At 55.9% G+C, this 14,470-nt stretch carries 11 protein-coding genes; all 11 read left to right on the forward strand.

All coding sequences use genetic code 11. From position 1 onward, the window contains the following. Positions 1 to 492 precede the first annotated feature (492 nt). The 11 genes from AB7S84_RS02300 to murG all read left to right on the forward strand — a co-directional run bounded on the left by AB7S84_RS02300 (position 493) and on the right by murG (position 14,440). Positions 493 to 2,079 carry an SLC13 family permease gene (locus AB7S84_RS02300; protein WP_428152824.1) on the forward strand — a complete coding sequence of 529 codons (1,587 nt, stop codon included), beginning with the start codon at positions 493 to 495 and terminating at the stop codon, positions 2,077 to 2,079. A gap of 586 nt (positions 2,080 to 2,665) precedes the next feature. Beyond that, entirely contained in the window at positions 2,666 to 2,938 is a 273-nt protein-coding gene (locus tag AB7S84_RS02305) for an HU family DNA-binding protein (RefSeq protein ID WP_020878549.1), read from the forward strand. A gap of 119 nt (positions 2,939 to 3,057) precedes the next feature. After that, positions 3,058 to 3,477, forward strand: a complete 420-nt coding sequence (locus tag AB7S84_RS02310; RefSeq protein ID WP_020878548.1) for an HIT family protein — start codon at positions 3,058 to 3,060, stop codon at positions 3,475 to 3,477. A gap of 198 nt (positions 3,478 to 3,675) precedes the next feature. Next, positions 3,676 to 4,683 (forward strand): 16S rRNA (cytosine(1402)-N(4))-methyltransferase RsmH, encoded by a 1,008-nt coding sequence (rsmH, locus tag AB7S84_RS02315; RefSeq protein WP_020878547.1) that lies wholly within the window; start codon positions 3,676 to 3,678, stop codon positions 4,681 to 4,683. A 300-nt stretch (positions 4,684 to 4,983) separates the two neighbouring features. After that, a complete protein-coding gene (locus tag AB7S84_RS02320; RefSeq protein WP_020878545.1) occupies positions 4,984 to 6,765 on the forward strand; it encodes a peptidoglycan D,D-transpeptidase FtsI family protein in 1,782 nt (593 codons plus the stop codon). Next, positions 6,766 to 8,301 (forward strand): UDP-N-acetylmuramoyl-L-alanyl-D-glutamate--2,6-diaminopimelate ligase, encoded by a 1,536-nt coding sequence (locus AB7S84_RS02325; RefSeq protein ID WP_020878544.1) that lies wholly within the window; start codon positions 6,766 to 6,768, stop codon positions 8,299 to 8,301. After that, positions 8,298 to 9,710 (forward strand): UDP-N-acetylmuramoyl-tripeptide--D-alanyl-D-alanine ligase, encoded by a 1,413-nt coding sequence (locus tag AB7S84_RS02330; RefSeq protein ID WP_428152825.1) that lies wholly within the window; start codon positions 8,298 to 8,300, stop codon positions 9,708 to 9,710. The genes AB7S84_RS02325 and AB7S84_RS02330 overlap by 4 nt, the downstream gene beginning before the upstream one ends. Before the next feature lie 20 nt (positions 9,711 to 9,730). Beyond that, positions 9,731 to 10,810, forward strand: coding sequence for a phospho-N-acetylmuramoyl-pentapeptide-transferase (mraY, locus tag AB7S84_RS02335; RefSeq protein ID WP_020878542.1), 1,080 nt, complete (start codon positions 9,731 to 9,733; stop codon positions 10,808 to 10,810). Between the two features lie 3 nt (positions 10,811 to 10,813). Beyond that, positions 10,814 to 12,193, forward strand: coding sequence for a UDP-N-acetylmuramoyl-L-alanine--D-glutamate ligase (gene murD, locus AB7S84_RS02340; protein ID WP_020878541.1), 1,380 nt, complete (start codon positions 10,814 to 10,816; stop codon positions 12,191 to 12,193). After that, positions 12,193 to 13,347, forward strand: coding sequence for a putative lipid II flippase FtsW (gene ftsW / locus AB7S84_RS02345; protein WP_020878540.1), 1,155 nt, complete (start codon positions 12,193 to 12,195; stop codon positions 13,345 to 13,347). Before murD ends, ftsW begins: the two co-directional genes overlap by 1 nt. Further along, entirely contained in the window at positions 13,331 to 14,440 is a 1,110-nt protein-coding gene (gene murG, locus AB7S84_RS02350; protein WP_020878539.1) for an undecaprenyldiphospho-muramoylpentapeptide beta-N-acetylglucosaminyltransferase, read from the forward strand. The genes ftsW and murG overlap by 17 nt, the downstream gene beginning before the upstream one ends. The last annotated feature ends 30 nt before the right edge of the window (positions 14,441 to 14,470 follow it).

The raw sequence follows: 14,470 nt of genomic DNA on the forward strand, positions 1-14,470 counted from the left end.
TTCTTTACAGAATCGCTTTGCGAAGGCGGCCTCCCCTGTGAAGCAGGCAGCGGCTTTTTGGGAGCAGGCCGTTTTCACATAACGATGTATTTGCCGTATCGGAATGACGCCTGAAGCAAATGTTCTTACGTCGCGGACACTTAGTCGGATCGGTGTGTCTGAAATCGATGGAAAACCAGATGCAACATCGCGGGTGTGGGTGTCGTTTAACCGTATGCAGACCGAGGCGCCGGGCATGGCGAGTCATTGGCATTTTTATTGCTGTTGATGGAGACCGGAAAGTTGAATTTTTGGATATCCTTCCGATATCTGATCTCCAGAGACAACCTGTCAGGAACGCCCGATCAAGACACTGGGAGGCGTGCCGTCAAAATCCGTGACGGTGTTTCCCCGGAGTGGTGCGGTGTGCAGATTGAGGCCGGCCCTGAATATGCCTGAAAGAACGGTTCCACTGAAGGACAGCGTTCGCATGCTGTCGGGAGAAGGATGCATATGCTTCTGAAAAAAAAAGGGTTTCAGCTTTGTATGGCATTTGTGCTCGGGTTGATTGTCATGCTCCTGCCAAGACCTGAGGGAGAACGGTTCAAAATCACGGGTGATGAGGACCATGCGGTGCTGGCGGCCGCAGGTGATAATTTCACCCTCGACACCACCAACAAGAGCCTGATCAAAGGATATGTTCTCAAAAAAACCGACCTGGAGAAAAGTCCGAAATTATCCTACCGTTACCTCCAGGAGACGGCACGGGGTATCGATCCGACCATCGAGGTCCACTATGTTGACGGGCTCCCGCCAAAGGCCCACCGATTCCTTGCTATGCTCGTGACGCTTGTTTTCCTTTTTGTCGTGGAGCCGATCCCTCTCGAGATCACGGCCGTCCTGATCGGCGTCCTGTTGGTCGCCTTGGGGATCACCGACGTGAAGAACGCCTGGGCTCCCTATATGAATCCCGTGGTGGTCTTTATCATGTGCTGCCTCATCTTCGCCGTTTCGCTCGACAAGGCGGGGCTCACCCGGCGGATGGGGTATTACATTGTCAAAAAGGCCGGCACCAGCGTAACCCGGTTCACCTTTATCATCTGCATCGGTCTTGGGATCGGTTCATCCTTCATGCACGATGCCGCCGCCTGCTCCATCGGGCTCATCACCATGATCCCCCTGATGCGGGCAGCCGGCATCGATCCCCATACCAACACGGCCAAATTCATGATGATGTCCCTGCCGTTTGCCTGTTCCGCCGGCGGTATGGGCTCACTGATCGGCGGCGGTCGCTGTATGGCATCGGCAGCTTTTCTCTACGAGTTCACCGGCGGTAAGTTCGAGATTACCTTTCTCGACTGGATCAAGTATGCCATGCCCGCCGCCGTCATCACCGTCCCCCTTGTCGTCGTGATTCTTTACTTCCTCTACCGGCCGGACCCCAAATACCAATTGCCCCGGTTCGACGATGAGATCGGACCCTGGACCGCCATGGAGAAGCGAACGCTCACCATCATCGGCATCATGTTCCTGCTCTGGTTGACCAAGGGTTTCCATGGCCTCGACTACTCCATCACCGGCATGGTGGGGGTTGCAGCTCTGGTGGTCTTCGGGATCATGAAGTGGGAGGATATCAGCGAGAACCTGGAGTGGGGGACGGCCCTCTTCATTTTCGGCGGCGGCATCTCCATGGGTCTGGCCATGGACTCTTCGGGGGCGGCCCAGTTCTTTGCCAACCTGGTCTTCCCGCACATCGAGGGTAAGGGGTGGATCGTTCTCTTCGTCGGGATGGGGGTGTTCGGGGCCCTGGTGACCAACGTAATGGCCAACGTGGCCGCAGCGGCCATGATCCTGCCCATCGCCATCCCCATGGCCCAGCTTGAAGGGATCAACCCCATCATTCTGGCGCTCTGCCTTGGTATGGCGACCTCTTTCGCCTACCTGCTGGTCATCGGGTGTCCCCCCAATGCCATCGCCTATAGTTACCGCTATTTCAAATCCTCGGACCTGACCAAAGCCGGTCTGGTGGTCATGCCGATTCTGTTGCTGACGCTGGTGCTGGTCGCCGCCAGTTGGTGGAAGATCCTGGGATTGGTGTGATTACACACCGATGAGGGTCCAATCGGTATCGGCGGGGACGGTATTTTGTTCCCGCCGTCATTTTTCCGGATTTCCCATCATCGCGGCAAACCATTGGGGCTGTCCATTGTTTGGCGGGGTGCGGTATCAGGGCGGACACGCAGGTCCGCCCTTTGTAGATTTCCTTGAGTATTTTTTCCTTGAGTATTTTTTTCGCGCTTTTCTCGAGTTCGCTTCACACCTCCTCCTTTTCGACTGCCTTGATGACCGGGCCGGTTTCGTTGGTTGGTTGAAAACGCCCAACGCTTGCATGGGTTTCATGCCAATCTGAGATATAAAGAGCAACATCACACATATTCATGCCGGGAAACGCTATAATTCCTGTGAAACAGCGCAAAACAGGATTTTTGCATTGACAATGAAATGACAATTCTGCATTGATCATCCTGATGTCGATCGCCCCGGCCCGCGGATGCGACCTTCGAGGAGGTATTGTGAGCGTCGCGTTCTGGCATGCGAAACGTCGCAGAGAGGAGGTGCGGCGTCTCGACCCTGGGGGCGATGGAATGACAACTTATATTCTACAAAAGGGGAAAAGGAGAAACAGATGACAAAAACCGATTTGATAAACAAGATTGCAGAAGACGCCGGCATTTCGAAAACAGCCGCCGCCAAGGCTATTACCGCCATGACTGAAGGCATTACCGAAGCCCTTAAGGAAAAGGATGGGAAGATCGCCCTGATCGGGTTCGGAACCTTTTCAAAAGCCCACCGGGAAGCACGCACCGGCCGCAATCCTCAGACCGGAAAAGCGATTAAGATTCCGGCCCGAAACGTCGTGAAATTTACCCCGGGGAAAAAGTTGAAGGAATCGATCTAAGCAGTTGAATAAACGGACCGTCGCGACGGCCGGATGGGAAGGATACGCCCGGCCGTCACGGCGATGCCGGTCAGCCCCGAGTCGGAAACGGGGTATGTTTTTGAGAGGAGGGAATATTGATGGAAGACTGTATCTTTTGCAGGATCATCCGGGGAGAAATCCCCAGCATAAAGGTATACGAGGACGAAAGTGTTTTTGCCTTCATGGACATCAATCCCATTTCGACCGGGCATACGCTTGTCATTCCGAAGGCCCACGCCGGGAACATATGGGAAATTGCGTCGGAGGATCTCAGTGCGCTTCACATCGCTTCCAAAACCATTGCCCACGCCCTCAAGCGTGCCCTGGATCCGGATGGGATCGCCTGCCTTCAGCTCAACGGAGAAGCCGTCGGCCAGGTGGTCATGCACTATCATTTTCACCTCGTTCCCCGAATAAAGGGTGCGCCGCCCCTGCCGGTCACCCAATGGGAACTCAAGTCCGGAAATATGGATGAGATCAAGTCCGTTGCCCAAAGGATCACAGCGGCCCTTCAGTAGTGTGAAAGCCCTGGCGTGGAATAGAGACGATTCCGTGAAATGGATGCGCACGCCGGGAAGTCCCGATAATCCTGTGTTTTCCCTTGACACTTATTACAAAAAGAATGTATTTTCCATTTCCAGTGTACGCGATCGGGACGATCTTTGGAAACAGGGCTCCTGTCAGCGCGGCGAACCGAGAGGATAACCAAAAGCCCAATGCGGTATGGCGGCAAGAAGAACGAGACTATCGTTTCAAGCGATACGGCGGTGACATACCGACATGTGCCGGTAATGTCTGCGGAGGTTCTCCAATATCTGGACTGCAGGCCCGGTAAAACGATAGTGGACTGTACGCTTGGAGGCTGCGGACACGCGATTGAAATCCTGCAGCGTGTCCTCCCAAACGGTCGACTGATCGGCATCGATCAGGATCTGGATGCCCTTGGACATGCCGAACAGGTTTTGGCGCCCTGGCGTGCGAATGTCCAATTGCGCCACGGCAATTTCTCCAGGATTACCGATTTGCTCGAGGACATCGGTATCGGAGCTGTGGACGGCATTCTGGCCGATCTTGGCATCTCTCTCTACCACATTGAGGGCAGCGGCAGAGGTTTCAGCTTTTCAAGAGACGAGCCTCTGGATATGCGTATGAACATCGAGACGGATGTGACCGCGGATATGCTGGTCAACTCGCTGAGCGAAGATGAACTGAGACGAATTTTCCGGGAATACGGAGAAGAACGATGGTCTGGTCGTATCGCCCGCGCCATCGTCGAAACGCGGAAGATCACTCCTATCCGTTCCAGTCGCTCCCTGGCCGAGATCGTTTGCAGAGCGGTTCCGGCGTCCAAAAAGAGATCCAACGGGAAGTCCGGCAGGCGTCGTATTCATCCGGCCACGAGAGTGTTCATGGCGCTCAGGATCGCCGTCAACCGTGAACTCGACAGCGTATCGGAATTCATGGCTCAGGCACCCGCGCTGTTGCGGCCCGGCGGACGGTTATGTGTACTTTCCTTTCATTCTCTGGAAGATCGGATCGTCAAGCATTGGATGAAAGCCTTCGACAGGGAATGCAGTTGTCCGCCGGAAATTCCCGTCTGCACTTGCGGCGGTGAAAAGGTCATGAGGGTGTTGACGCGCAAGGCCTGCCGGCCGAAGGCCCAGGAGATCGAGCGGAACCCCATGGCCAGGAGCACCATCCTGCGGGCGGCGGAAAAACGATGACGCGGCGACGGGCATCGCTCGGCCGAGACGGCGAGGGGATGAAAGAAAACGGGGAATCCATCAAAAAACCCAAAGGGCAGACTTACAAAATTGCGATATTTTGGGTGCTGATCCTGTTTCTGTTTATCTGCCAGCTTCTCGTTTACACGTGGAGCCGGGTTCAATGTATCCGTATTGGGTATGAGATCTCGAGAGAGATGGAAAATCATCAAAAACTTATCGAGATACAAAATCGGTTGAAGATTGAAATGGCGAGACTTCGGTCGCCCGAACGCATTTCGAAAATAGCCAGGAGCAAACTTGAATTGGTTATCCCCTCACCGGATCAAAAAAAGGCCTTTTCCGTTCACGAAACCGACTGAAAAAGATTACATCCGGCTTCGAATCACGCTCGTTGGATGTCTTTTCGCTGTTTTCTTCGCCGCCATTGCCGCCAAGGCGATATACGTCCAGATTTATCAGGGCCCCTGGCTTTCGCAAAAGGCGATCAGCGAAATTGAGAAGGTCATGACGGTGCGTGAGAAGCGGGGCGTCATCTACGATAGGAACCATCATGAACTGGCCATGACCATCGACGCTGTTTCCATTTCGGCCTTTCCCCGATTCATGAAAGACAAAAGTGATGCGGCGGCCAGACTTTCAAAAGCCCTCGGCCTCAAAGCCGACCGGTTGAAAGCCAAGCTGACGGCCGGGAACGGCTTCAAATGGATCAAACGAAAAGTGACGCCCCGGGAAGTTCGCGCCGTCAGAGAACTCTCGATCGAAGGTATCGATTTTGTCTCCGAGCACAGCCGCTATTATCCCCAGGGCTCTCTCGCCGCTCAGATCACCGGTTTTACGGGCGTGGATGGGCGAGGGCTCGAGGGTATCGAGTTTTATTACGACGCCCAGCTCAAAGGTGAAGAGAGAAAACTCAAGGTGATGAAGGATGCGCTGGGAAAGAAATTCGGAGGAGAGCGCGAGGAACCCTTCGAGTCCAGCGCCAGAAATCTGGTTCTGACGGTGGACAAAACAATCCAGTATATCACCGAAAGAGCGCTGAAAGAGGCCGTTGTGGAGTATAAGGCGAAATCCGGAATGGCCGTGGTGATGAATCCGCTGACGGGGGCGGTCTACGCCATTGCGAACTATCCGTTTTTCAACCCCAACGCTTTTGATCAATTCGACCGGTCGGCTTATCGCAACCGGGCCATCACGGACACCTTCGAACCCGGTTCGACCATGAAAATCTTCAGCGTTGCGGCCGCTATCGAATATGGCGGATGTACGCCCAACACGATTTTCTACTGCGAAAACGGCAAATACAAAGTTGGGCGGTTCACTATTCATGACACCCACGAATACGGTTGGCTTTCGCTCCGGAAAATCCTCAAGTTTTCCAGTAATATCGGTGCGATGAAAATGAGTGAGATGATCGGCGCTCAATCCTTGCATCAGACCCTGAAAAACTTCGGGTTCGGCGATCCGACCGGAATCGACTGTCCGGGAGAAGCACCGGGTGCCCTGTCCCAATATCAAAAATGGTCTCAGGTCCATACCGGTGTCGTTTCCTTTGGTCACGGGATGTCCGCCACCGCCATCCAGCTTGCCGCAGCCGTTTCGGCCATTGCCAACAAGGGGGTTTTGATGAGGCCTTATATGGTGAGCGCCGTTACCGATCAAAAGGGAAATGTTGTCGAGGCATTCAACCCTCAAATCATGAAACGTGCGGTCTCCGAGAAGACTGCTGAAACCATGAAGGAGATGATGCGCTCGGTGGTGGAAACCGGTGGCACCGGGACCGAAGCCGACATCGAGGGATATACGGTTTGTGGGAAAACCGGTACGGCGAGGAAGGTCAACAAAGACGGTCGCTACGAGAGGGGGTCTTATATTTCGTCATTTGTGGGATTCGCTCCGGCTGAAAATCCGATCATGACGGTTCTTGTTGTCATCGACGATCCCCAGAAAAAATATTACGGCGGCTTGGTTGCCGCCCCGGCATTCAAGAAAATTGTCAGGGAAAGCCTCAATTACATGGACATTCCGCCCGAGAACAATATGAAACGCCTCACGGCCTCCTTGGCGGATCGGCATCGATAGATGAAGCTTTCCGAATTGATTGACGCTTTTCCGGTTCGGCAATACCGACGAAAGAAGGATGCCCGCGGCACCCTCCTGCCGGATCCGGAGATCCGATCCATCCACTACCGCTCTCAGGATGTCGAACCGGGAGGGCTTTTCATTGCCGTTTCGGGCTTCAGGACGGACGGCCACGAATTCATTGACGATGCGCTTGCCCGGGGCGCCGCAGCCGTCATGGTTCAGAAAACCGTCGAGCGGAACGTCGCCGTGGTGGAGGTGTCGGATACCCGGGCCGCCATGGGGCCGATTGCTGCACGGTTTTACGGAGATCCGAGCAGACGGATGACGGTGATCGGCATCACCGGAACCAACGGCAAAACCACCACCAGTCTCATTACAGAGAGTATCCTGAAACAAGCCGGCTTTTCTGTGGGCGTTATCGGCACCATCGACTACCATTTCAGCGGAAAACATTACCGCAATCCCGTCACCACGCCCGAATCTCCGGACCTCCAGCGAATACTCGGGCAGATGCGTGATGCCGGGGTCACCCATGTGGTCATGGAAGCCTCGTCCCACGCCGTTGACCTCCACCGCATCGACGGATGCTGGATGGATGCGGCCGTGTTTACCAACCTGAGTCAGGATCATTTGGACTATCATGGCGATATGGCTGCCTATTGGGCGTGCAAGAAGCGGCTCTTTATCCGACATCTCGCCGACGGCCCCAAAGCCGACCACGCGGTCGCCGTTGTCAACCGGAACAGCCCCGAGGGGCGGGAACTGGCGAGCATGGTCAGGAGCGGGCTCATCACGGTGGGGTACACCGATGACAACACGGTATGGGTCACAGACGATCAATCCCGCCTTGACGGGATATCCGGCCGCTTGACGATGCCCGGCGGCAGTTTCCTTTTCCGATCCCCCCTGGTGGGCCGTCACAATATCGAAAACATCCTCTGCGCGTCGGGCGCCGCTTTGGCCGCGGGTGTTCCCCCGGCCGCCATTCAGGCGGGAATCGGCCTTCTCCGGAATGTTCCCGGTCGCCTGGAGTCGGTCCCCAATGCTTTCGGCCGGTTTATATTTGTTGATTACGCCCACACACCCGACGCCCTTGAGAACGTGCTCATGGCCGTAACGGCGCTTTCGGCGGGGAAGATCATTTGTGTATTCGGGTGCGGTGGCGACCGGGACCGAAAAAAAAGACCCCTGATGGGTGAGATCGCGGGGCGCCTGGCGGATCTGGCCGTGGTGACATCGGACAATCCGAGAACCGAAGATCCAATGGCAATCATCCGTCAAATGCTTCCGGGTATTAAACAGGCGGCGGGCCGGGAATACGGTCCGGAGGATCTTGCCGCCGGCGTGAACGACAAGGGTTTTCTCATTGAACCCGACCGTAGGCGAGCCATCCGCATGGCCCTGACGGCGTCCCGGCCCGGTGATGTCCTTCTGATTGCTGGAAAGGGGCATGAAACCTATCAGATCATCGGGGAAAAGACGCTCGCTTTCGACGATCGGGTCGAGGTGGTGGAGGCTTTGAAGCGTTTATGAGCCCAATCGGGTGGACTGAGTCGCAGATACTGACTGCGGTAGACGGAAGACGTATCAGTGGAACGGGAACCTGTCTTTTTTCCGGGATATCTATTGATTCCCGAACGGTGAGATCAGGTGATCTTTTCGTGGCCATTCGAGGCGAACGGCATGACGGTCACCGGTTCTGTGCTGAAGTCGCTGAGATGGGAATCCTGGGCATCATGATCGCTGAAAGGGAGACGGAAAACCTCCCCTGGCGTCGATGGGCGGAGAAGGGCGTCTTTTGCGTTGCGGTACCCGACACCACGACGGCTTTGGGCGCCCTGGCGGCTTTCAATCGTATCCGGGCCGGCATCAAGGTCGTCGCCGTCACCGGTTCAAACGGGAAGACCACAACCCGCAGCATGACAGCCGCCGTCATCGGCAGACGATATCGGACGCTGGCGACGGCAGGGAACTTCAACAATGAAATCGGGCTGCCGTTGACGCTTTTCAACATAGAAGCCACCCATGAGTGGGCGGTATTGGAACTGGGGATGAATCATGTCGGAGAAATTCGGCGGCTGGCCGGGATTTGTCGTCCGGATATAGGGATTATCACCAATATCGGACCTGCTCACCTGAAAGATCTCGGTTCCGTGGACGGGGTTGCGGCGGCCAAGGGAGAGCTTTTGGATGAAATGAAGGCCGGCGCTACGGCCATACTGAATGCCGACGATCCTTTCTGTCGGCGTCTGGGGAAAAACCGATCTTTTCCGGTGGTGCATTTCGGATTGACCCACGGCGCCGATATCACCGCAAGCGGCATGAAAATCTCACCGAAAGGCGTCACCTTCACCCTCAGATTTCCCGAACGCGAGGTGCCGGTTCACCTTGGGATTCCAGGCCGATTCATGGTCATGAACGCGCTGGCCGCCGCGGCTGCCGGGTGGGTCGCCGGGGTATCGCCTGAAGAGATTGCCCGCGGTCTCGAGAGGTTTCAGCCTGTCGCCGGTCGATTGGGAGTGATACAAACCCGCAAAGGCGTTTTCCTCATCGATGACACCTACAACGCCAACCCGCATTCCATGCGGGCTGCCGTCGACGCCCTCGCAATCCTTCGGAGCGGACGGCGTGCGATCGTTGTTTTGGGGGATATGTTCGAACTGGGGGCGGCGGCGGAAGCTCTCCACCGGTCTGTCGGTGAATGGGTCGCCGAATCCGGCGTTACGCGATTTTATGCGATTGGTAATTTCGCCTCGGCATATCTGGACGGGGCGCTGAAAAAAGGCATGACGGCTAAGGATACCTTTTCGGGATCCAAATCTCAAGTGGTTGAGGATTTGAAGCGGTCTGTCGGTCCGGGCGACTGGGTTCTCGTCAAGGGGTCCAGGGGAATGGCCATGGAAACGATTTTAAACGACATCAGAACCTGGGCGGATGCCTGAAAAAATAGGCTTTATCGATAATGCTTTACCATCTTCTCTACCCCCTCCATACGACACTGGCGGCATTCAACGTTTTCCGTTATATTACTTTTCGCACCATTTACGCGAGCCTGACGGCGTTTCTCATCTGTTTCTTCCTGGGGCCATGGATGATCCGGAAGTTAAGAGAGATGCAAGTGGGGCAATACGTTCGGGACGACGGTCCTCAGACCCACCTGAAAAAGGCGGGAACCCCCACCATGGGGGGGACGCTTATTCTCGTAGCGACGGTGGCATCCATACTGATTTGGATGGACCTGCTCAATTTTTATGTCTGGGTAATCCTGATGGCCGTCGTCGGCAACGGCACCATCGGTTTTCTCGACGATTATCTGATGCAGGTGAAAAAACGGAGCAAAGGCCTGAGCGCACGGCAGAAACTGATGCTGCAATTTGCCGTGGCGTTGGCGGTGGGATGGATGCTTTATCAGTATCCGGGGTTTGACACCCGACTCACCCTGCCGTTTTTCAAAAAGGTTTCCCCGGATCTCGGATGGGGCTACATTCTATTTGCCGCGCTGGTCATTACGGGAACGTCCAACGCCGTTAACCTGACGGACGGACTTGACGGTTTGGCCATCGGACCGGTTATCGTCGCTTCCGTGACCTATATGATTTTCGCGTATGTGACAGGCCATGTCCGGATCGCCGAATACCTCCAGATCAATTATGTACCGAACAGCGGTGAGATCTCTATTTTTTGCGGCATTCTGGCCGGTTCGGGGCTGGGCTTTTTGTGGTTCAACGCTTATCCCGCCCAGGTATTCATGGGGGATGTCGGATCGCTCTCCCTGGGTGCCGCGATCGGCACCGTGGCCGTCATCACCAAACAGGAGATCATGCTGATCCTTGTGGGCGGATTGTTTGTCATCGAAGCCTTGTCGGTCATCTTTCAGGTAGGATTCTTCAAACTGACCAAGGGCCGCCGGATCTTTCGGATGGCACCCTTGCATCACCATTTCGAATTGAAGGGGTGGCCCGAGCCAAAGGTGATCGTCCGATTCTGGATCATATCGGTCGCATTGGCGCTGGTTTCTCTGAGCACCCTGAAATTGAGATGACCAATGCAATCGACAAAGATGGAGACATTCGACAATAAACGTATCCTGGTGGTCGGGATGGGCCGGTCCGGCGTCGCGTGTGCCCGCTTTTTGAGCGGCCGAGGCGGCCGGGTCACCGTCACGGACAGTGCAGACGAAAAGGCCTTGGCGTCCACGGCGACGGAATTGCGCAACCGAGGAATCTCGGTGGTGCTGGGCCGAAATCCCGCAAGACTTTTCGAGGACGCCGATCTGATCGTTCTCAGCCCCGGGGTTCCTCATACGCTCCCCCCCCTTCTCGACGCCTTGCGGCGGGGCGTTCCGATTCTGGGGGAGATCGAATTGGCATTCCGTTTCATTCAAGACCCCGTTGTCGCCGTTACCGGTACCAACGGGAAGACCACGACCACGACCCTGATCGGCCGGATGATCCAGGCATCCGGTCTCAGCACCTTTGTCGGCGGCAATATCGGGACGCCGCTGATTGAATACGTGGCTGAAGGACTCAGGCGGGATCGGGTGGTGGCCGAGATCAGCAGTTTTCAACTCGATACCATTACCTGCTTTCGACCGACGGTAGGGGTGATTCTGAATATCACACCGGACCATCTGGACCGATATGATGATTTTTCGGCTTATGCCCGGAGCAAAGGCCGGATTTTTGAAAACCAGGGCGCAGCGGATGTCGCGGTGCTCAACGGCGCCGACCCTGCCGTCGCCCAAATATCCCGTCGAATCGTTGCCCGGAAATGGTTTTTCAACCCCAGGAGCCCGGAGGACGACGGCGCTTTCATAGAGGACGACGCCCTGGTGGTGCGGATACGGGGAAGGGCACCGCAGATCGTGAATTTAGCGTCGATCTCCCTGTTCGGCTCTCATAATCTGGAGAACATCGCCGCCGCCGTCCTGGCTGCTCTGGCCGCCGGCGGGAATGTCGGAGGTATCGAGAGCGCCCTCAGGGATTTCAAGGGACTCCCCCATCGACTCGAGTCCGTGGGGAGCGTTGCCGGCGTCAGGTATATCGACGATTCCAAGGCTACCAATACGGATGCCGTACTGCGCGCACTCGATGCCTTTGACAGTCCGGTTGTGCTCATCATGGGCGGACGGGACAAAGGCGGTGGATACGGCGTCCTGAAGGATGGGGTGAAGAGAAAGGTCAAGGGACTCGTTCTGATCGGGGATGCCAAGGAGGCCATCGCCGGTGAGTTGGGAGATTGCTGCGACAGGGTGTCGAAGGAGTCGTCCATGGCGGCGGCGGTTCGCCGCGCCCATGAATGGGCTTCCCCCGGAGACGTGGTGCTTCTGTCGCCGGCCTGTTCGAGCTTCGATATGTTCGAGAACTACGCTCACCGCGGAGAAGCCTTCCGAAACGCGGTGGCGAAGCTTGCGGAGGAAGATTGATGCAGTCTTACCTGCCGGTATACAAGGACAGGCCCGAACGGGGATGGCGGGAAGGGCCTATCTACGATGTCTGGCTGACACTTCCGGTACTTTTTCTGGTGGGGATCGGCATCGTGATGGTTTACAGCGCCAGTTCCACCCTTGCCCTCAAAAAATTCGGAACCGACTATTATTTTTTGAAGCGTCAACTCGTCTACTCCGTGGGCGGATGTTTGCTTCTGATTCTTTTCAGGCACATGCCCATCAGGATCTTGCGGGCCGGGGTCTATCCCCTTCTTTTTGGGACACTTCTCCTCCTTGCGGCGGTTCAGATTCCCGGGCTGGGGATTACCGCAGGGGGAGCGACGCGATGGCTCTACCTGGGGGCGTTTTCGTTTCAGCCGTCGGAACTGGCACGGCTTGCCCTCGTGGTTTACCTGGCCTATTCCATGGAAAAAAAAGGCGATTTGATTAAAACATTTTCAGTGGGTTTTGTTCCGCATGTCATAATTCTTGGTGTTTTTGTAGGGCTTATCATGCTGCAACCGGACTTCGGATCGGCAGGCATCCTGTGTGTCATTGCGGGGGGCTTGATGTTTATGGGCGGTGTGCGGCTCAGATATCTGATGTTGTCGATCCTTGCGGTTTTGCCTGTCGCCTACCTGGTTCTGGTCAATTCGGCATACCGTTGGAAACGGATCATGAGCTTCTGGGACCCCTGGCAATATGCGAGCAACGAAGGATACCAGGCCATTCACTCACTCATGGCCTTCGGCACGGGCGGCATATGGGGTGTCGGCGTGGGGGGCGGATACCAGAAATTGTTTTATCTGCCCGAGCCCCATACCGATTTCATTTTTTCGGTGATTGGTGAAGAGCTGGGGCTGATCGGGGTGCTTGCGGTGATGACTTGCTACGGGGTGATCCTCTGGCGTGGAATGAATATTGCGCGTAACGCCGGAGGGCGATTTGTATCCCTGGTGGCTGCAGGACTCACCTTCTCCCTGGGGCTGCAGGTCATCATCAATATGGGAGTGGCTCTTGCGCTGTTGCCGACCAAGGGGCTCACGCTTCCTCTCCTCAGCTACGGCGGTTCATCCCTTTTGGTCAATATGGCGGGTATTGGGTTATTGATGAATATCAGTGCCGGGGAAAAACATGTACCGACCGCTTAACATCATTATAGCAGGCGGCGGCACCGGGGGCCATCTCTTCCCCGGCATCGCCGTTGCCCGGGAGTTTATGGCCCGAAATCCCGAAAGCCGCGTCTTGTTTGTCAGCACAGGAAGACCGCTGGAGCTGGAAATCCTGACCCGGGAAGGGTTCTCCCATCAGCGGATCAACGTTTCCGGCCTGAAAGGTATGGGACTGTTCGGGAAGCTTCGAGCAGTGATGAAAATTCCCGGAAGCATTTGGAGCGCTTTTGGCGTGCTCCGAAGGTTTGCGCCCGATCTGGTGGTGGGCGTGGGCGGTTACTCCTCGGGTCCGGTGGTGCTGGCGGCGCGATGGCGTGGGATTGCCTGCGTTCTCCAGGAGCAGAATATTCTCCCCGGTATCACCAATCGTCTTCTGTCCCGATGGGTGGATCGGATTTACGTTTCGTTTCAGGAGACCCGTTTCACCGAAGGACACGCACCGGCTATCTGGACAGGGAACCCCGTCAGGAAAGAGATCTCATACGATGACAGAGTTCCCGGCATTTTCAGCGTCGATTCTTCAAGCCCCCCGTTCGGGCTTCTTGTTCTGGGCGGCAGTCAGGGTGCTCACAGCATCAATCAGGCGATGGTGGATGCCGCGGGACGCATGGGAGATATCGGCCCCCTCCGCATTGTTCACCAAACCGGTATTCAGGACGCGGAAATGGTTCGGGCCGCATATGATAAATACGGTATCTCCTCGGATGTCAGGGCCTTTTTCAATGACATGCCCGAGCAGTACCGGAAGGCTGATCTGATCGTCTGCCGGGCCGGCGCCACCACCGTCGCTGAGATCAGCGCCGTAGGGAAGGCCTCCATTTTTATCCCCTTTCCTCATGCAGCGGACAATCATCAGGAATTGAACGCAAGAACACGGGTTGCGGCGGGCGCAGCTGAACTGATTTTAGAAAAGGATCTTGACGGCGAAAGCCTTGTGAACCGGATTCGACGCCTGGTCGAACATCCCGATGATCTTCGTGACATGGCCGAACGGGCCAGGTGCCTGGGGCGGCCCGATGCGGCAGCGGAGATTGTTGACGACTGTTATCAACTTCTGGAAAAAAGGGTATGACGTTTCTTCGGAACATTGGGGACCGGACAT

Origin of the sequence: Desulfococcus sp., from assembly GCF_050178255.1 — a bacterium.
In the GTDB taxonomy this organism is placed as follows: domain Bacteria; phylum Desulfobacterota; class Desulfobacteria; order Desulfobacterales; family Desulfococcaceae; genus Desulfococcus; species Desulfococcus multivorans.

What these genes read in the sequence shown, in the direction of transcription:
- AB7S84_RS02300 (WP_428152824.1), top strand. Translation starts at nt 493, where the DNA reads ATGCTTCTGAAAAAAAAAGGGTTTCAGCTTTGTATGGCATTTGTGCTC.
- AB7S84_RS02305 (WP_020878549.1), top strand. Translation starts at nt 2,666, where the DNA reads ATGACAAAAACCGATTTGATAAACAAGATTGCAGAAGACGCCGGCATT.
- AB7S84_RS02310 (WP_020878548.1), top strand. Translation starts at nt 3,058, where the DNA reads ATGGAAGACTGTATCTTTTGCAGGATCATCCGGGGAGAAATCCCCAGC.
- rsmH (WP_020878547.1), top strand. Translation starts at nt 3,676, where the DNA reads ATGCGGTATGGCGGCAAGAAGAACGAGACTATCGTTTCAAGCGATACG.
- AB7S84_RS02325 (WP_020878544.1), top strand. Translation starts at nt 6,766, where the DNA reads ATGAAGCTTTCCGAATTGATTGACGCTTTTCCGGTTCGGCAATACCGA.
- AB7S84_RS02330 (WP_428152825.1), top strand. Translation starts at nt 8,298, where the DNA reads ATGAGCCCAATCGGGTGGACTGAGTCGCAGATACTGACTGCGGTAGAC.
- mraY (WP_020878542.1), top strand. Translation starts at nt 9,731, where the DNA reads ATGCTTTACCATCTTCTCTACCCCCTCCATACGACACTGGCGGCATTC.
- murD (WP_020878541.1), top strand. Translation starts at nt 10,814, where the DNA reads ATGCAATCGACAAAGATGGAGACATTCGACAATAAACGTATCCTGGTG.
- ftsW (WP_020878540.1), top strand. Translation starts at nt 12,193, where the DNA reads ATGCAGTCTTACCTGCCGGTATACAAGGACAGGCCCGAACGGGGATGG.
- murG (WP_020878539.1), top strand. Translation starts at nt 13,331, where the DNA reads ATGTACCGACCGCTTAACATCATTATAGCAGGCGGCGGCACCGGGGGC.